At 61.9% G+C, this 15,740-nt stretch carries 20 protein-coding genes; 7 read left to right on the top strand and 13 right to left on the bottom strand.

Annotated elements, in window-relative coordinates:
- Positions 1-47 precede the first annotated feature (47 nt).
- Entirely contained in the window at positions 48-1,400 is a 1,353-nt protein-coding gene (gene gdhA, locus KTN04_RS03265; protein WP_217333784.1) for an NADP-specific glutamate dehydrogenase, read from the bottom strand.
- Between the two features lie 318 nt (positions 1,401-1,718).
- On the opposite strand from gdhA, the gene KTN04_RS03260 reads away from it, so the two are divergent.
- From KTN04_RS03260 to KTN04_RS03250, 3 genes are all read left to right on the top strand, one after another.
- Complete coding sequence (locus tag KTN04_RS03260; protein WP_217333783.1) at positions 1,719-2,234, top strand: disulfide bond formation protein B; 516 nt, start codon at positions 1,719-1,721, stop codon at positions 2,232-2,234.
- Between the two features lie 60 nt (positions 2,235-2,294).
- The gene (locus KTN04_RS03255; protein WP_217333782.1) at positions 2,295-2,501 is read left to right on the top strand and encodes a hypothetical protein; all 207 of its coding nucleotides are present in this window, start codon (positions 2,295-2,297) and stop codon (positions 2,499-2,501) included.
- Between the two features lie 147 nt (positions 2,502-2,648).
- Positions 2,649-2,954: a c-type cytochrome gene (locus KTN04_RS03250; RefSeq protein ID WP_217333781.1), complete on the top strand. Its 306-nt coding sequence runs from the start codon at positions 2,649-2,651 to the stop codon at positions 2,952-2,954.
- Positions 2,955-3,025: 71 nt separating this feature from the next.
- On the opposite strand, the gene KTN04_RS03245 is transcribed toward KTN04_RS03250, so the two are convergent.
- Positions 3,026-3,955 (bottom strand): flagellar motor protein MotB, encoded by a 930-nt coding sequence (locus KTN04_RS03245; RefSeq protein ID WP_217333780.1) that lies wholly within the window; start codon positions 3,953-3,955, stop codon positions 3,026-3,028.
- Positions 3,956-3,966: 11 nt separating this feature from the next.
- Positions 3,967-4,725: a flagellar motor protein PomA gene (pomA, locus tag KTN04_RS03240; RefSeq protein WP_217333779.1), complete on the bottom strand. Its 759-nt coding sequence runs from the start codon at positions 4,723-4,725 to the stop codon at positions 3,967-3,969.
- Positions 4,726-4,806: 81 nt separating this feature from the next.
- On the opposite strand from pomA, the gene KTN04_RS03235 reads away from it, so the two are divergent.
- Genes KTN04_RS03235 through dxs form a run of 4 tightly spaced genes read left to right on the top strand, consistent with a single transcriptional unit; the run spans position 4,807 to position 7,835 of the window.
- Complete coding sequence (locus KTN04_RS03235; protein WP_217333778.1) at positions 4,807-4,944, top strand: hypothetical protein; 138 nt, start codon at positions 4,807-4,809, stop codon at positions 4,942-4,944.
- The gene (locus KTN04_RS03230) at positions 4,913-5,161 is read left to right on the top strand and encodes an exodeoxyribonuclease VII small subunit (protein ID WP_217333777.1); all 249 of its coding nucleotides are present in this window, start codon (positions 4,913-4,915) and stop codon (positions 5,159-5,161) included. Before KTN04_RS03235 ends, KTN04_RS03230 begins: the two co-directional genes overlap by 32 nt.
- The gene (locus KTN04_RS03225; protein ID WP_217333776.1) at positions 5,158-6,054 is read left to right on the top strand and encodes a polyprenyl synthetase family protein; all 897 of its coding nucleotides are present in this window, start codon (positions 5,158-5,160) and stop codon (positions 6,052-6,054) included. The genes KTN04_RS03230 and KTN04_RS03225 overlap by 4 nt, the downstream gene beginning before the upstream one ends.
- On the top strand, positions 6,054-7,835 hold the full coding sequence (dxs, locus tag KTN04_RS03220) for a 1-deoxy-D-xylulose-5-phosphate synthase (RefSeq protein WP_254262347.1): 1,782 nt from the start codon (positions 6,054-6,056) through the stop codon (positions 7,833-7,835). The genes KTN04_RS03225 and dxs overlap by 1 nt, the downstream gene beginning before the upstream one ends.
- Before the next feature lie 4 nt (positions 7,836-7,839).
- Here the strand turns inward: dxs and ribA are convergent, their stop codons facing one another.
- The 10 genes from ribA to glyA all read right to left on the bottom strand — a co-directional run bounded on the left by ribA (position 7,840) and on the right by glyA (position 15,710).
- A complete protein-coding gene (gene ribA / locus KTN04_RS03215) occupies positions 7,840-8,454 on the bottom strand; it encodes a GTP cyclohydrolase II (RefSeq protein ID WP_217333775.1) in 615 nt (204 codons plus the stop codon).
- Positions 8,455-8,502: 48 nt separating this feature from the next.
- Positions 8,503-8,979 (bottom strand): phosphatidylglycerophosphatase A family protein, encoded by a 477-nt coding sequence (locus tag KTN04_RS03210; protein ID WP_217333774.1) that lies wholly within the window; start codon positions 8,977-8,979, stop codon positions 8,503-8,505.
- Positions 8,976-9,941 carry a thiamine-phosphate kinase gene (gene thiL / locus KTN04_RS03205; protein ID WP_217333773.1) on the bottom strand — a complete coding sequence of 322 codons (966 nt, stop codon included), beginning with the start codon at positions 9,939-9,941 and terminating at the stop codon, positions 8,976-8,978. Before thiL ends, KTN04_RS03210 begins: the two co-directional genes overlap by 4 nt.
- Positions 9,942-9,958: 17 nt before the next feature.
- A complete protein-coding gene (gene nusB / locus KTN04_RS03200; RefSeq protein WP_217333772.1) occupies positions 9,959-10,435 on the bottom strand; it encodes a transcription antitermination factor NusB in 477 nt (158 codons plus the stop codon).
- Positions 10,436-10,437: 2 nt separating this feature from the next.
- A complete protein-coding gene (ribH, locus tag KTN04_RS03195; RefSeq protein ID WP_217333771.1) occupies positions 10,438-10,911 on the bottom strand; it encodes a 6,7-dimethyl-8-ribityllumazine synthase in 474 nt (157 codons plus the stop codon).
- Positions 10,912-10,922: 11 nt separating this feature from the next.
- A complete protein-coding gene (gene ribBA / locus KTN04_RS03190) occupies positions 10,923-12,041 on the bottom strand; it encodes a bifunctional 3,4-dihydroxy-2-butanone-4-phosphate synthase/GTP cyclohydrolase II (protein ID WP_217333770.1) in 1,119 nt (372 codons plus the stop codon).
- Between the two features lie 17 nt (positions 12,042-12,058).
- On the bottom strand, positions 12,059-12,730 hold the full coding sequence (locus tag KTN04_RS03185) for a riboflavin synthase (RefSeq protein WP_217333769.1): 672 nt from the start codon (positions 12,728-12,730) through the stop codon (positions 12,059-12,061).
- A complete protein-coding gene (ribD, locus tag KTN04_RS03180) occupies positions 12,730-13,875 on the bottom strand; it encodes a bifunctional diaminohydroxyphosphoribosylaminopyrimidine deaminase/5-amino-6-(5-phosphoribosylamino)uracil reductase RibD (protein WP_217333768.1) in 1,146 nt (381 codons plus the stop codon). Before ribD ends, KTN04_RS03185 begins: the two co-directional genes overlap by 1 nt.
- The gene (gene nrdR, locus KTN04_RS03175) at positions 13,872-14,357 is read right to left on the bottom strand and encodes a transcriptional regulator NrdR (RefSeq protein WP_217333767.1); all 486 of its coding nucleotides are present in this window, start codon (positions 14,355-14,357) and stop codon (positions 13,872-13,874) included. Before nrdR ends, ribD begins: the two co-directional genes overlap by 4 nt.
- A 96-nt stretch (positions 14,358-14,453) precedes the next feature.
- A complete protein-coding gene (gene glyA / locus KTN04_RS03170; RefSeq protein ID WP_217333766.1) occupies positions 14,454-15,710 on the bottom strand; it encodes a serine hydroxymethyltransferase in 1,257 nt (418 codons plus the stop codon).
- Between the last annotated feature and the right edge of the window lie 30 nt (positions 15,711-15,740).

Raw genomic sequence — 15,740 nt, 5'->3', positions numbered from 1 at the left:
GAAAAAGCCCGCACGCAGCGGGCTTTCTGCACGAGGTGAGGCGACTATCAGACCACACCCTGCTCCAGCATGGCATCGGCCACTCGACGGAAGCCCGCGACGTTGGCACCCAGCACCAGGTTGTGCGGCTGGTCGAATTCCTTCGCGGTTTCGCTGCAGCGGTTGTGGATATCAGCCATGATCGCCTTCAGCTGCTCGTCAACCTGTTCGAAGGTCCAGTGCTGCATGCTGGCGTTCTGGCTCATTTCCAGCTGGCTGGTGGCCACGCCACCGGCGTTGGCCGCCTTGCCCGGGCCATAATGAATACGGTTAGCGATGAACAGTTCAACCGCTTCCGGCGTAGACGGCATGTTGGCGCCTTCGCTGATGCAATTGACACCGTTATCCAACAGCGCGCGCGCGTCGGCTTCGGTCAGTTCGTTCTGAGTTGCACACGGGAAAGCCGCATCGGCCTTGAAGCGCCATACCGCATGACCGTCTTCCGGGTACTCGGAGGTCGGAATGAACTCGGCGTTGGGGTGCTCTTCCAGGTACTCGCGCAGGGAAACACGCTTCTGCTCCTTCAATACCTTCAGCGTTTCCAGATTGATACCGTGGCTGTCGTACAGGGTGCCGCTGGAGTCGGAGCAGGTTACCGGACGCGCACCCAGCTGGTACAGCTTTTCGATGGTGTAGATCGCCACGTTGCCGGCACCGGATACCAGACAGGTTTTGCTCGCCAGCGAATCACCCGCCGCCTTGAGCATGTTGTCGGCAAAGTAGACACAACCGTAGCCAGTGGCTTCCTTGCGCACCAGCGAGCCGCCCCACAGCAGGCCTTTGCCGGTCAGTACACCTTCGTAACGGCCGGTCAGGCGCTTGTACATGCCGAACATGTAACCGATTTCGCGCGCGCCCACACCGATGTCACCGGCCGGTACGTCGGTGGTCGGGCCGATGTGACGGTATAGTTCAGTCATGTAGGACTGGCAGAAACGCATGATTTCCTGGTCGGAACGGCCCTTGGGGTCGAAGTTGGCGCCACCCTTGCCGCCGCCGATCGGCAAACCGGTCAGTGCGTTCTTGAAGATTTGTTCGAAACCGAGGAATTTGATGATGCCGGCGTTGACGGAGGGATGGAAGCGAAGGCCGCCCTTGTAAGGACCCAGGGCTGAATTGAACTCGATGCGGTAACCCTTGTTGACCTGCACCTGGCCCTGATCATCAACCCAGGGGACCCGGAACATGATCTGGCGCTCCGGCTCTACCATGCGCTCGATGATGTGATTCTCGCGGTAGTGCGGGCTCTGTTCCAGCAGGGGTTCCAGAGACTCAAGCACCTCTTCAACCGCTTGATAGAATTCGGTCTGCGCAGGGCTGGAGGCCATCAGGCCGGTGATGGTGTCATGAATGTAGGACATTGAGTACCTCAGACGGTAAAGCGGATATTGGCCAGAACGGAGAGCCGACGGAAGGAAACCATCCATCGCCACGCGTGGACACAGGCGAAAGCTGACGGATGACAGTTGAACCTGGCTGTTCTGACGCGACAAAACTGCGCTAATAATAAAACACTACATTAGTGCATACAATGCACCAAAAGCGCGCTATTCGCAGAAATTGTGCACCATTTTGGTACATAGTGGTTTCGAGAGCACCCCAAAATGCTTCGTCCGCTTGCCCGTTTATCCCCTGTCAGGCTACTCTTGCGACTGCATTTTCAACCAGGACAACACGCTATGGAGCAGATCAAACGGCTGCTGCAATCCCGCCTCTACTGGGGTCTGCTGCTGATGGGCGCCCTGGCCGCCGAGGCGGTCGCACTCTACTTTCAATACGCGCTCGACTACGGCCCCTGCGTGCTCTGCATCCATATTCGACTATGGATGTTTGCCCTGATTCTGGTGGCACTGTTTGCACTGCTGACACCACGCTGCCGCAAGGCGCAGATCGGCTGTCATGGCTTGGCACTGGTAACAGCCCTGGGCCTCGCCGAGCGCAGCTGGCGCACCCTGGCCGTGGAACGCTACTGGATCGAAAGCGCCTGCTCGCTCGACAGCGGCTTCCCCGCCTGGTTTGCGCCCGGTCAATGGTGGCCCTGGCTGTTCGAGATATGGGAATCCTGCGGCTACACCCCCGAGATGGTGGCAGGCTTCACCATGGCTGAGCTGCTGGCGGCCGGCAGCTCTCTGTTCGTAGTGCTGGCTGCCTTGGCCTTCGGCCTGAGCCTTGTCAACAAAACAGCGCAGAACTGACATCGGGTTGTCACATCTGCAGCCGCATAATGGTGCCATGACAATAAAGAGGATAACGACATGAGCGCCATTCATCTGACTGCCCAGCTGAGACAGCTGCTGGAGCGTGGCTACTCCATCGAGGACGTACGCAACCTGGTCGCCGCCCCGCATGACATTCTGGAACAGGCTATCCGCGAACATCGCCTGCAGGAGCGCAGCCGCCGTCACGACCGCCTGATACAGGGTCAGGCCGACTTCGCCATGCGCCTGGGTCGCCCCCGCTGAACCGAACTGCACGCGTTTCCTGCACGTAATACTGACATGCGGCATCATGCCGCACTTTTGATCTATTTACATTTGGCTCAGGCCAAACCTAAACTCGATTCTTTGAGTATAATGGTTCAGAGACCGACCAAATAAAGGAAACCTGCAATGAAAAAATCACTGCTGATCGCCGCTAGCGCCCTTTTGCTGACCCCGGCAGCCGCCATGGCTGAACGCTCCGGCGAAGAGCTGTACAACACCAAATGCTCTGTTTGCCACGCGGCGGGCGTTGCGGGCGCACCCAAGTTCGGTGACGCTGCTGCCTGGGCACCGCGTGCCGAAAAGGGCATTGATGCGCTGCTGGCTACATCCATTACCGGCATCAACGCCATGCCGCCGAAAGGCACCTGCATGGACTGCACCGACAGCGAACTGAAAGCAGCCATCCAGTACATGCTGGACGCCGCCAAGTAATCATCTCGGTTGTTACCGCATGAAAAAACCGCCCTCGGGCGGTTTTTTTGTATCTGCAGGCAAGCCGTCGATCAGAACAGGCTGCCCGGCTCCAGCGGTTCGCCTTCGGTATCGCCATCAGGGCGTGACTGCAGCCGCTCCAGCGATTCCTCCGGGTTGCTTTTCTGAATCACGATTTCGACACGGCGGTTGCGGGCACGCAGCGCTGCCGAGCTGTTCGGGCCCAGTGGCCGCGTATCCGCATACCCGGTAACACTGAAGCGGGACTGGCGAATGCGCCGGTCGGCAAACAGCTCATGCGCTACGGCCAGAGCGCGCGCCGATGACAGATCCCAGTTGGATTCGAAGCGACGGCCATTGTAGGGAATGTTATCCGTGTGCCCCTCGATGGCGACCTTGCCACCAATATCCAGCAGCAAATCACGAATTTTGGCCACCACCGGAATATAATCGAACTTGAGCTCGGCTGAGCCGGAGTCAAAAGAACCTCTTTCCTTGACCCGAATAATAATGCGTGTGCCTTCAGTTTCCACCTCGATGCTGCCTTCACCAATCTCGGCCGACAGCGCCTCGGCCACGGCAATGGCCTGCTCTTTCGCCTCCGCTTCCTGCTGACGACGCAGCTCCTCCAGCCCTTGCAGGCGGTCCTCCACCTGAGATTCACCCTCGACCGAGCGCACATCGAGGGTGTTCATGTCGTTATTGACGGTAATCTGGCGCACTTCGTTCAGTGGCGTCGGCTCGGGCCGTCCGGGGCTGAACTCCTGTGCAATGATGGAGGTACCCTTGGGAATATCCTCGACCTTGATCTGAGCCTGGACCCCGAAGGCCTCACGCATGGAACCTGCCAGCTGCTTGAACTTGAGCACGTCCATCTCGGAAAATGACAGTAGCAGGACGAAGAAGCACATCAGCAGCGACATCAGATCGGCAAAAGTCGCCATCCACATCGGCGACCCGGCCGGGGGACATTTGCACTTTTCTTCGCTCTCGTCACTCATGGCCGACTCCCTCAGCTCTCGGCAACCGCACGCTTGCCTTCAGGCAAGTAACTGCGCAGCATCTGATCGATTACCCGCGGGTTCTGTCCAGCCTGAATCGCCAGCAGGCCATCGATGACCAAGGCCTGGTTCAAGGCCTCCTCATCACGACGCACTTCCAGCTTGTCAGCCACCGGCAATGCGAACATGTTGGCAATCATGGCACCGTATAGAGTGGTCAGCAGCGCCACCGCCATCGCCGGGCCGATCGACTTGGGGTCGGACATGTTGGACAGCATCTGTACCAGGCCCACCAGCGTACCGATCATGCCCATGGCCGGGGCCACATCCCCCATCGCCTTGAATATCTTGGAGCCAAAATCATGCCGATCATAGGTCAGGCTGGCCTCTTTTCTCAGCAGCTGCTTGACCACCTCCGGGTCGTGGCCATCGACCAGCAGCTGAATACCGCGCTGCATGAAGTCGGACGATACCTGTTTCTCTTCCAGCGACAGCAGCCCGCCCTTGCGCGCGGCATCCGCCAGATCAACGGTCTCAGAAATGATGTCTTCAGGATTGACCGACTTGAACATGAAGGCCTTGGCCATCACCTTGCCGGCACCGAGAAACTGGGCCAGGGTGAATTTCATCAGCACCACCAGCAGGGTGCCGCCAAGGACGATCAGAATCGAAGGGGGGTTGACGAAAATACCGATATCGCCACCCAGCACCATCGCCGCGATGATGATACCGAAAGAACCGATGAGACCAACGAGTGTAGCCAGATCCACTGATCGCTCCTGAATATAGATGTCCGACCGAAAGAAAGCGGCCGACAAAGGGGTACATCGGCCCGCCACGATGATACCAGAATGGAACAGCTGTTCACCCTGTTTACCGGGGTTTTTCCCGATGCCGGATTGACCGTTATCATGCGGTTGGTTAACGTGAGCGACCCAGAGGAGACAATGAACCGCCATGCCACGCAAACCCAAGACACCGGACTTTGAACAGGCCCTGCAGCAGCTGGAAGGGCTGGTCGAGCAACTGGAGCAGGGCGACCTGCCAATCGAGGACGCCCTCAAGGCCTTCGAGGAAGGCATCCGTCTGACCCGTGACTGCCAGGGCATCCTGCAACAGGCCGAACAGAAGGTGCAGTTGCTGACCGAGCAGGACGGCGACATTGTCGCCAGCGACTTCGGCGCTACCGAGGAGCCGACCCCATGACCGCGCTCGCCCGGCTGCTGCAGCACTATCGCCAACGGGTTGAACAGCAGCTGGATCAGCTGATTACACCGGATCAGCAACTGGAACCACGACTGCAGCAGACCATGCGCCACGGGCTGCTCAATGGCGGCAAGCGCCTGCGCCCGGCCCTGGTTTACCTCAGCCATCAATTGTGCAGCGGTCGCGAGCCCGGTGTGCTGACCGATCGCGCCGCCGTGGCCATCGAATGCATTCATAGCTATTCACTGGTGCACGACGACCTGCCGGCCATGGATGACGATGATCTGCGCCGTGGCCAGCCCACTTGCCACATCGCCTTTGACGAGGCCAGCGCCATCCTCGCCGGTGACGCCCTGCAATGCCTGGCGTTCGAACATCTGAGCGCCCCGCTGGACGGCGTGGAGGCCGCCTTGCAGCTGCGCATGCTCAACACTCTGGCCCGGGCCAGCGGCGAGCGCGGCATGGTGGCCGGTCAGGCCTTTGACCTGGCCCATGTAGACAAACCGCTGACACTGGACCAGCTGCAGGCCATGCACGCCTGCAAGACTGGTGCTCTGATCACGGCAGCCGTGGAGCTGGGTGCTCTGTCCACCGGCAACGTCGGTGCCGACACCCTGGCCGACCTGCGCCACTATGGCGACCTCATCGGCCTGGCATTCCAGATTCAGGATGACCTGCTCGATATCGAAGGCGATACCGCCACGCTGGGCAAGCCGCAGGGCTCCGACCTGGCCCAGAACAAGCCGACCTACCCCGCCCTGCTGGGTCTGGACGGTGCCCACCGGCGCCTGGAGCAACTGCATGAAGAAGCGGTTGCCGTGCTGAGTGCCTACGGTGAGGATGCACAGGATCTGATCGCCCTGACCGATTACATCGTACACCGTGATCACTGATGATATTCGACCAGATTCCACACACTCGCCCCTCCACCCCTCTGCTGGACCGGGTCGAGACGCCCGTTGAGCTGCGCCGGCTGCCGCCGTCGCAGCTGCCACAGCTGGCGCGTGAATTACGTGCCTTCCTGCTGTATTGCGTAGGCCAGACCGGTGGCCACTTCGGGGCCGGCCTGGGCGTGGTCGAACTGACCATCGCCCTGCACTACCTGCTGCAGACGCCGGACGATGAGCTGATCTGGGACGTGGGCCATCAAAGTTATCCACACAAGATTCTGACCGGGCGCCGGGAGCAAATGCTGTCCATGCGCCAGCAGGGCGGCCTGTCGCCCTTCCCCAAGCGTGAGGAGAGCCCCTGGGACTGCTTTGGCACCGGTCACTCCAGCACCTCCATCTCGGCCGTGCTGGGCATGGCGCTGGCCCACCGGTTGCAGGGACAGGAGCGCCACAGCGTGGCTGTCATCGGCGATGGCGCCATGACCGCCGGCATGGCCTTCGAGGCCCTCAACCACGCCGCCCACACCGGCGTCAATCTGCTGGTGATTCTGAATGACAACGACATGTCGATCTCGCGCAATGAGGGTGGGCTGGCCAGCTATCTGGCACGCAACCTGAAACAGAAGATCGATGGACCGGTCACCGCAACCCTGTTCGAGGCCCTGGACTTTCACTACAGCGGCCCGGTAGACGGGCATGACTTCAGCCTGCTGCTGCCGGCGCTGCAGCAGGCCCTGGACCGCTCGGGGCCCCAGTTTCTGCATGTGATTACCCGCAAGGGCAAGGGCTTTGCCCCAGCCGAGGCCGACCCGGTCGGCTACCACGCCCTGACCAAGATCGACCCGGTCACGCCCGCGGCAGCGCCCACAGCCAAGCGCCCCAAGTACTGCAATGTCTTCGGCCGCTGGCTGTGTGACACCGCCGCCCGAGATACCCGTCTAGTGGGCATAACTCCCGCCATGCGAGAAGGCTCCGACCTGATCGCCTTCTCCGAGCAGTACCCCGAGCGCTATTTCGATGTCGCCATCGCCGAGCAACACGCCGCCACGCTGGCCGCGGGCCTAGCCTGTCGCGGCATGAAGCCGGTACTGGCGATCTATTCCACCTTCCTGCAGCGCGCCTACGACCAGCTGGTGCATGATATCGCCATCCAACAGCTGGACGTGCTGATTGCCATCGACCGGGCCGGTCTGGTGGGTGAGGACGGTGCCACCCATGCCGGTTGCTTCGACATCGCTTTTCTGCGCTGCCTGCCGGATCTGGTGCTGATGACACCGGCCGACGAGGCCGAACTGCAGGCCATGCTGACCCTGGGGCATAAGCACCCCGGCCCGGCGGCGGTACGCTACCCGCGCGGTGCGGCCGCACAGCCACAGCCGCACGCGACGCCGCTACACCTGGGACAGGCGCGACGGCTGCGTCAGGGCCGGCGTGTAGCCTTGCTCAATTTCGGCGCCCTGCTGGCATCGGCACACGAAGCCGCCGAGGCACTGAACGCCACGCTGGTGGACATGCGCTTCGTCAAGCCGCTGGACGGGGCGATGCTGACACGCCTGGCAGCGGAGCATGAGCTGCTGGTCAGTATTGAAGATCACGCCCGGCAGGGCGGGGCCGGATCGGCCGTGGCGGAATATCTGCAGGCACAAGCACTGGCAACGCCGCTGCTGATGCTGGGAATCGAGGATCGCTGGATCGCACACGCCAGCCGTGCAGAACAGCTGTCCGCATGCGGGCTGGATGCTGCCGGCATCGAGGCCTCGATCCGGCAGCGGCTGCAAGACTGATGACTTACTCGTCGTCCTGCTTGAAGTGGTGCTCGGTCATCATGTGACCGAGCTTGCCCATTTTGGTCTGCAGGTAATCTTCATTGTGGCGGTTCTTACCCACCTGCAGCGGCACCCGCGCGGCGACGTTAACACCGTATTTTTCCAGTGCCGCCACCTTGCGCGGGTTGTTGGTCATCAGCTTGACCGCCTTGATGCCCAGATGTTCCAGCATCGGCTCGCACATGCTGTAATCGCGCATGTCGGCAGCAAAGCCCAGACGCTCGTTGGCTTCAACGGTATCGGCACCGCCATCCTGCAGATGGTAGGCCTTGATCTTGTTGAGCAGACCGATGCCACGCCCCTCCTGACGCAGGTAGAGCAGTACGCCCTTGCCCTCTTCAGCGATGCGCTTGAGCGCTTCCTGTAGCTGGAAACCACAATCACAACGCAAACTGAACAGCGCGTCACCGGTCAGGCACTCCGAATGGATACGGGCCAGTACCGGTTCATCACCGGCCACTTCACCGAACACCAGCGCGACGTGCTCCTTGCCGGTAGCGGGATCTTCGAACCCCACCATGGTAAAGACCCCCCAGGGGGTCGGCAGCCGCGAATCGGCTACATACTGTACTGACACCTTGGTTGTTCCTCTGTCACAGATTCATTTCACACGCGTCCGGGGCCATCAGCCCCAGATCCACAGCAGCCCCTGCAGCACCAGCGCGGCAAACACACCGGCCAGCACATCGTCCAGCATAATTCCCAGACCGCCATGTACCCGGCGATCCACCGGCCGAATCGGCCAGGGCTTCCAGATATCAAACAGGCGGAACAGGATAAAACCGAGCAGCGCCCAGATCCAGTCGACCGGCACCGCAATCATGGTGATCCAGTAGCCGACGAACTCGTCCCAAACAATGCCGCCATGGTCATGGACGCCCAAATCGCGAGATGTACGCCCGCACAGCCAGATACCGATCACAAACGCGATCAGCGTCAGCAGCAAATAGACCGTCAGGCCGGTCTGCGCGAGCAAATACCATAATGGCACAGCGGCCAGCGTACCCATCGTCCCCGGCGCCCAGGGCGAGGCGCCACTGCCGAGCCCAAAGGCCAGAAAGTGGACCGGGTTGCGCCAGACCGACGCCGGTGCCTTGTTCATGCATGCTCCTTGAAGTGATCATAACCCTGATGCAGGCCTTCCAGCAGCCGGCCATCGGCCCCCCGTACCCGCAGGCCCTCCCGGGTCTGGAACTCACCCACATCCGTCAACGGCACGCCCAGGCGCTGTGCCTCGGCCTGACAGGCGGTCACCTGGTCCGGAGCGACAGCCAGGCACAACTCAAAGTCCTCACCTCCGGACAGCGCCCACGCTTCGGCTTGATCGGGAAAGATGCGCTGCAGCGCCGGCGACAGCGGCAGACGAGCACAGTCCACCGTTGCGCCCAGGCCGGACGCATTCAACAGATGGGTGAGATCGGCCAGCAGGCCGTCGGAAATATCCAGCCCGGCCTGCAGCCGGGGGCGCAGGTGCCGTGCCAGTTCAAGACGGGGTTCGGGCCGAAAAAAGCGCTGCTGCAGCCAGGCACGGTCGGCATCGACAGCCTGAGGCTTCAGCAGGGTCTCGAGCCCTGCACGGCTGTCCCCGAGGGTACCGCTGACCAGAATGCGATCCCCGGCACGGGCACCGCAGCGCAGCAGGGCCTGGCCCTGCTCCACCAGTCCATGCACCTGTGCACTCAGGGTCAGGGTGGCACCGCGGGTCGTGTCACCGCCCACCAGGCTGATGCCCAGTTCGGCGGCTCTTTGCGCCAGTGCCGCCGCAAAGGGCTCCAGCCAGTCGGCATCACCGCTGGGCAGCGTGAGCGCCAGGGTCAGCCAGGCCGGTGTCGCGGCGGTGGCGGCCAGATCGCTGACCGCCGCCCCCAGCAGGCGGGTGGCCAGCCGCGACGGCTCGGTGCCGGGAAGAAAGTGCACCCCTTCCACCAGGGTATCGATGGAGACCACCAGCTGCTGCCCGGGCGGCACCTGCAGCACGGCACAGTCATCGCCGATACCGGTCACCACGCCTGGGCCCTGGCGGGCCTGCAGAAAGCAGCGGCGGATCAGCTCGAATTCGCCCACGCAGCCTCGCTTAATGCTTACTGGCCGGAACGTCGTGCGCGAATCTCGGCGGCACGGACGCGCTGCGCCAGCTTGTCGAGAATGCCGTTGACGTACTTGTGGCTTTCGGTGGCCCCGAACACTTTGGCCAGCTCAACGCTCTCGTTGATCGCCACGCGGTAGGGTACCTGCAGACGGTGCACCAGTTCATAGGCCCCGATGCGCAGCACGCTCAGCTCTACCGGGTCCAGATCGTCAACAGGACGGTCCAGGAAAGGACGGTAGGCCTCGTCCAAGTCCGTGGCGGCACCGGTCACACCGCGCAGCAGTTCACCGAACAGCTGGGTATCGGTGTTGCTCATGTCGTTGTCGACGCGGAACTGGGCTTCGATTTCGTGGATCGGCTGTCCGGCGATTGACCACTGGTACAGCGCCTGCAACGCAAAGCTGCGGGCGTTGCGACGCATTTCGGTCAGGTTGGGCTTGCCCTTTTTACGCGGAGTGGTGTCGCTCATGCTCAGACCTCAAGCTGACGCAGCAGGCTGACCATTTCCAGTGCAGACAGTGCGGCTTCGGCGCCCTTGTTACCGGCCTTGGTACCTGAGCGTTCAATGGCTTGTTCGATGGAATTGACGGTCAGAATGCCGTTGGCCACCGGGATGTCGAAATCCATGGAGACCTGGGCCACGCCCTTGGAGCTCTCGGCCGACACGTATTCAAAGTGCGGGGTGCCGCCACGGATCACCGCGCCCAGGGTGATGATGGCATCATCCTGTTGCTGCTGGGCCACACGCTTGACCGCCAGCGGGATTTCGAATGCCCCCGGCACGCGGATCACGCGGATGTTTTCTTCCGCCACGCCATGGCGGGTCAGGGCGTCGATGGCGCCGTCCAGCAGGCTTTCAACCACGAACGCGTTGAAGCGGCCGACGACGATGGCGTATTTGCCGTTGGCGCTGACGAAGTCGCCTTCAAAAACTTGTACTGTCATAGTGTTGTCCATCAATCCTCGTAGGGGATGTACTCTTCGATTTCCAGGTCAAAGCCGGAGATCGCATTGAATTTCATCGGTGAACTGAGCAGGCGCATCTTGCGCACGCCCAGATCGCGCAGAATCTGCGAGCCGGTGCCCACGGTCAGGTAGGCGCCGGATGCGCTGACATTGACCTTGGAGCGGCTGCGGTCGGCATTGAGCAGGCTGTCGATGGCATCGCCCAGATCCACCCGGCGGCCAGAATCGAGCAGCAGCACCACGCCCTTGCCTTCCTCGGCGACGCGCTTGAGGGCGCGACGCATGGTCCATTTCATCTGGTCACCCGGACGTACCCCGACCACGTCACGCAGCACTTCGTTGCGCACGTGTACACGCACCAGGGTGGAATCGTCCGGGTCCACATCACCCTTGGTCAGGGCCAGGTGGGTACAGCCCTGAATCTCGTCACGGTAGGTGACATAGTTGAACTCGCCGTACTCGGTCTGCAGCGTGCCTTCATCGGCCCGCTCCACCGTGTGCTCGTTCATGGTGCGGTAGTGGATCAGATCGGCGATGGTGCCGATCTTGATGCCGTGCTTGGCGGCGAACTTTTCCAGGTCCGGGCGGCGCGCCATGCTGCCGTCTTCGTTGATGATCTCGACGATCACCGACGCCGGCATGAATCCGGCCATGCGGGCAATGTCGCACCCGGCTTCGGTATGCCCGGCGCGGCTGAGCACACCGCCCGGCTGTGCCATCAGCGGGAAGATGTGGCCCGGCTGGACAATATCTTCCGGCTTGGCATCGGCCTTGACCGCGGCGTGCACCGTGGTCGCCCGGTCGGCGGCTGAAATGCCGGTCGTCACGCCCTTGGCGGCCTCGATCGACAACGTGAAGTTAGTCGAGAAGGCCGCGCCGTTGCTCTGTACCATCAGCGGCAGGTTGAGCTGCTCGCAGCGCTCGCGGGACAGGGTCAGACAGACCAGGCCACGGGCGTGGGTAATCATGAAATTGATATCTTCCGGGCGGACGCACTGAGCCGCGATCACCAGATCGCCCTCGTTCTCGCGGTCCTCGTCATCCATGAGGATGACCATCTTGCCCTGACGGATATCGTCGATCAGTTCTTCAGTGGTGTTCAGCTGCATAGTCCTCTCCCGCCGCCTCAGCGACGCATGAATCCGTGGTTAGCCAGCAACGCCAGCGTCACGCCGCCGGCGTCGCCGTCGGTCGTCTGCTCGGCCTGCGCTGCACCCATCAGACGCTCCAGGTAGCGGGCTATGATATCCACTTCCAGGTGCACCTGACGACCGGCTGTGTAACTGTCGATAAGGGTTTCCTGTGCCGTGTGCGGCACGATGTTCAGTTCCAGGCAGTCGCCATCCAGCGCGTTCACCGTCAGGCTGACGCCATCCACGGTGATCGAGCCCTTGGCGGCCACGTAACGCTGGATCGAGGCCGGCATGCGCACGCTCAGGCGGACCGAGCGGGCATCGTCGTGACGCATCACTACCGTACCCAGTGCATCCACATGCCCGGTGACGATATGGCCGCCGAAACGGGTATCGGCACGCATCGCCTTTTCCAGGTTGACGGCTTCGCCCACCGCCAGCGATTCAAACCGGGTGTGCGCCAGCGTTTCCAACGACACATCGGCGACAAAGCCGTCACCGGGCAACTCAACCGCGGTCAGACAGGCGCCGTTGGTGGCAATGCTGTCGCCGAGCTTGACGTCACTCAGGTCCAGGCTGCCGGTGCGCACATACAGCCGCATGTCGCCGCCGATCATGCGGATATCGGCGATTTCGCCCACCGCCTCAATGATTCCGGTAAACATCAGTTGTCGTCCTGGCGGCAGCTCAGGGTCAGACGCAGGTCATCCCCCAGCTGGCGCGTATCGGTTAGTTGCAGACGGTACTGCTGTGCCATCTGCTCCAGCGGCAGATTGAACAGCGGCCGCGCGGCACTGCCCAGCAGGGTCGGTGCCATGTACAGCACCAGTTCGTCCACCAGACCGGCCCGCAGCGCCGACCCGGCCAGGGTGGCGCCACACTCGATCAGCAGCTCGTTGCACTGGGCATGCTGTGCCAGCCAGGGCAGCAACGCGGCCAGATCCACGCGCCCATCCGCCCCCGGCAGCGACAGTACCTGTACGCCGGCGGCGCTCAACGCGATTGCCGCCGGTGCATTGTCCGGCATGGCGGTGGCGACCAGAGTACTGCCCGACAGGTTGAGCATGGGCGTCGAAACCGGCAGGCGCAGGTGGCTGTCGACCACCACCCGCAGCGGCTGACGCTGGGCCGCCCGCTGCGCTTCGGCGTCCGGCAGGCCCAACTCGGCGGCCCGTACCGTCAGGGACGCTTTGTCGATCAGCACGGTCTCCACGCCGGTCAACACGGCCGAACTGCGCGCTCTCAGGCGCTGCACGTCGGCCCGCGCGGCCGCTCCGGTAATCCATTGTGATTCACCGCTCTGCATGGCGGTACGACCATCCAGACTAGAGGCCAGTTTGAGACGGGTAAAGGGGCGGCCGCGTTCCATACGGCTTATGAAACCCGGATTGAGCGCACGGGCTTCAGGCTCAAGCACCCCGGCAGCCGTGGCAATGCCCGCCGCCCGCAGGCGGGCCAGGCCCTGCCCGGCCACCAGCGGATTGGGGTCCTGCATGGCACAGACCACGCGGCCCACGCCGGCCCGCACCAGGGCTTCGGCACAGGGTGGGGTCTTGCCATGGTGGCTGCAGGGCTCAAGGGTGACATAGGCGGTTGCGCCCCGGGCTCGCTCGCCGGCCGCACGCAGCGCATGCACTTCGGCATGTGGCTCGCCAGCGCGCAGGTGGGCACCTTCGCCTACCAACAGGCCGTCGCGCACAATCACGCAGCCGACACGGGGGTTGGGATCAGTGGTATACAGGCCCTGCCGTGCCAGCTGAATGGCACGCGCCATCCATTGGTGGTCAGCAGCGCCCAACGGTATGTTCATGGACAGCTGTCCTCCTCGTCACGGTCGTCGGCCGCATTTGAAAGACGCTCGATCTCATCACGAAATTCGCGAATATCCTGAAAACTGCGGTACACGGACGCAAAACGGACATAAGCCACTTCGTCCAGCTTGCGCAGCTCGGCCATCACGGCCTCACCGACCTCGCGCGACGGCAGCTCACGTTCGCCGGTGGCGCGCAGGCGCTGCTTGATGCGGGTGATGCAGGCTTCGACTTCTTCGACACTGACCGGCCGCTTTTCCAGGGCACGCTGAATGCCCGCACGCAGCTTGTCTTCGTCGAAGGGCTGGCGGCTGCCGTCTGTCTTGATGACGCGCGGCATCAGCAGCTCGGCGGTTTCATAGGTGGTAAAACGCTCCTGACAACTGATGCATTGACGCCGCCGACGAATCTGCTGACCTTCAGCCACCAGCCGGGAGTCGACAACTTTGGTTTCATGGGTGCCACAAAACGGACAGTGCATGCGTGCCTCGGGTTAAAGAGCGTTTCCATAAGGAATTCAGGGCCGGAAGCCCCAATAAAAAAGGGCGGCCACAGCCGCCCCCGCTATTCTACCGGCTTACTTGTAAACCGGGAAGCGTGCGCAGATCTCTTTCACCTGCTCTTTCACGCGCGCAATGGTATCTTCATTGCTGATATCGTCGAGGATATCGCAGATCCAGTTCGCCAGCTGCGCCACTTCCTCTTCCTTGAAGCCGCGACGGGTCACGGCCGGCGTACCGATACGCAGACCGGAGGTCACGAACGGAGAACGCGGATCATTGGGTACGGAGTTCTTGTTCACGGTGATGTTGGCGCGACCCAGGGCAGCGTCCGCATCCTTGCCGGTGATGTCCTTGTTGATCAGGTCAACCAGGAACAGGTGGTCTTCGGTGCCACCGGACACGATGTTGATGCCGCGCTGAATGAAGACTTCAGCCATGGCCTTGGCGTTCTTTACCACCTGTGCCTGGTATTCCTTCCACTCGGGCTCCATCGCTTCCTTGAAGCAGACGGCTTTGGCTGCGATGACGTGCATCAACGGGCCGCCCTGGGATTCCGGGAATACCGCGAAGTTCAGCTTCTTCTGCAGATCTTCATCAGCGTTGGCCGACAGGATCAGACCGCCACGCGGGCCACCCAGGGTTTTGTGCGTGGTGGTGGTGACAACATCGGCGAACGGCAGCGGTGTCGGGTATGCACCTGCGGCAACCAGGCCAGCGATGTGCGCCATGTCGACGAACAGGTAAGCGCCAACCTTGTCGGCGATTTCGCGGAAACGCGCCCAGTCCACGATCTGAGAGTAGGCGGAGAAGCCGGCCACGATCATTTTCGGCTTGTTCTCAATGGCCAGACGCTCAACTTCGTCGTAGTCGATGGCGCCGGTTTCCGTATTCAGGCCGTACTGAACCGCCTTGTAGATACGACCGGAGAAGGATACGGCAGCACCATGGGTCAGGTGACCGCCGTGTGCCAGGCTCATGCCCAGTACGGTATCGCCCGGCTGGCACAGCGCCATGTAAACGGCCGCATTGGCCTGGGAACCGGAGTGCGGCTGAACGTTGGCGTACGTGGCGCCAAACAGCTCCTTGGCACGCTCAATCGCCAGCTCTTCAACCACGTCAACGTACTCGCAGCCACCGTAGTAACGCTTGTGCGGGTAGCCTTCAGCGTACTTGTTGGTCAGTACGGAACCCTGGGCTTCCATGACACGCGGGCTGGTGTAGTTTTCTGACGCGATCAGTTCGATGTGCTCTTCCTGACGGACGGCCTCGGACTGCATTGCAGACCACAGATCCGCATCATAACTGGCGATTGACATATCTTTGCTAAACATTGCTGTCCCCTGTAATTGCAAATATGGCTG

Origin of the sequence: Marinobacterium weihaiense, from assembly GCF_019061305.1 — a bacterium.
GTDB lineage: Bacteria > Pseudomonadota > Gammaproteobacteria > Pseudomonadales > Balneatricaceae > Marinobacterium > Marinobacterium weihaiense.
The sequence above is the reverse complement of the archived record's forward strand: the minus strand, read 5'-3'. Positions and strand labels throughout refer to the sequence as shown.

Excerpts from the sequence above, each read along its gene's own strand:
- KTN04_RS03210 (WP_217333774.1), bottom strand. The coding sequence starts at position 8,979 with ATGAACAAGGCACCGGCGTCGGTCTGGCGCAACCCGGTCCACTTTCTG.
- nusB (WP_217333772.1), bottom strand. The coding sequence starts at position 10,435 with ATGAGCGACACCACTCCGCGTAAAAAGGGCAAGCCCAACCTGACCGAA.
- nrdR (WP_217333767.1), bottom strand. The coding sequence starts at position 14,357 with ATGCACTGTCCGTTTTGTGGCACCCATGAAACCAAAGTTGTCGACTCC.
- KTN04_RS03245 (WP_217333780.1), bottom strand. The coding sequence starts at position 3,955 with ATGAGTGACGAGAGCGAAGAAAAGTGCAAATGTCCCCCGGCCGGGTCG.
- glyA (WP_217333766.1), bottom strand. The coding sequence starts at position 15,710 with ATGTTTAGCAAAGATATGTCAATCGCCAGTTATGATGCGGATCTGTGG.
- KTN04_RS03185 (WP_217333769.1), bottom strand. The coding sequence starts at position 12,730 with ATGTTTACCGGAATCATTGAGGCGGTGGGCGAAATCGCCGATATCCGC.
- ribH (WP_217333771.1), bottom strand. The coding sequence starts at position 10,911 with ATGACAGTACAAGTTTTTGAAGGCGACTTCGTCAGCGCCAACGGCAAA.
- KTN04_RS03230 (WP_217333777.1), top strand. The coding sequence starts at position 4,913 with ATGCCACGCAAACCCAAGACACCGGACTTTGAACAGGCCCTGCAGCAG.
- KTN04_RS03260 (WP_217333783.1), top strand. The coding sequence starts at position 1,719 with ATGGAGCAGATCAAACGGCTGCTGCAATCCCGCCTCTACTGGGGTCTG.
- KTN04_RS03235 (WP_217333778.1), top strand. The coding sequence starts at position 4,807 with ATGGAACAGCTGTTCACCCTGTTTACCGGGGTTTTTCCCGATGCCGGA.
- KTN04_RS03255 (WP_217333782.1), top strand. The coding sequence starts at position 2,295 with ATGAGCGCCATTCATCTGACTGCCCAGCTGAGACAGCTGCTGGAGCGT.
- ribD (WP_217333768.1), bottom strand. The coding sequence starts at position 13,875 with ATGAACATACCGTTGGGCGCTGCTGACCACCAATGGATGGCGCGTGCC.
- KTN04_RS03250 (WP_217333781.1), top strand. The coding sequence starts at position 2,649 with ATGAAAAAATCACTGCTGATCGCCGCTAGCGCCCTTTTGCTGACCCCG.
- ribBA (WP_217333770.1), bottom strand. The coding sequence starts at position 12,041 with ATGCAGCTGAACACCACTGAAGAACTGATCGACGATATCCGTCAGGGC.
- dxs (WP_254262347.1), top strand. The coding sequence starts at position 6,054 with ATGATATTCGACCAGATTCCACACACTCGCCCCTCCACCCCTCTGCTG.
- gdhA (WP_217333784.1), bottom strand. The coding sequence starts at position 1,400 with ATGTCCTACATTCATGACACCATCACCGGCCTGATGGCCTCCAGCCCT.
- KTN04_RS03225 (WP_217333776.1), top strand. The coding sequence starts at position 5,158 with ATGACCGCGCTCGCCCGGCTGCTGCAGCACTATCGCCAACGGGTTGAA.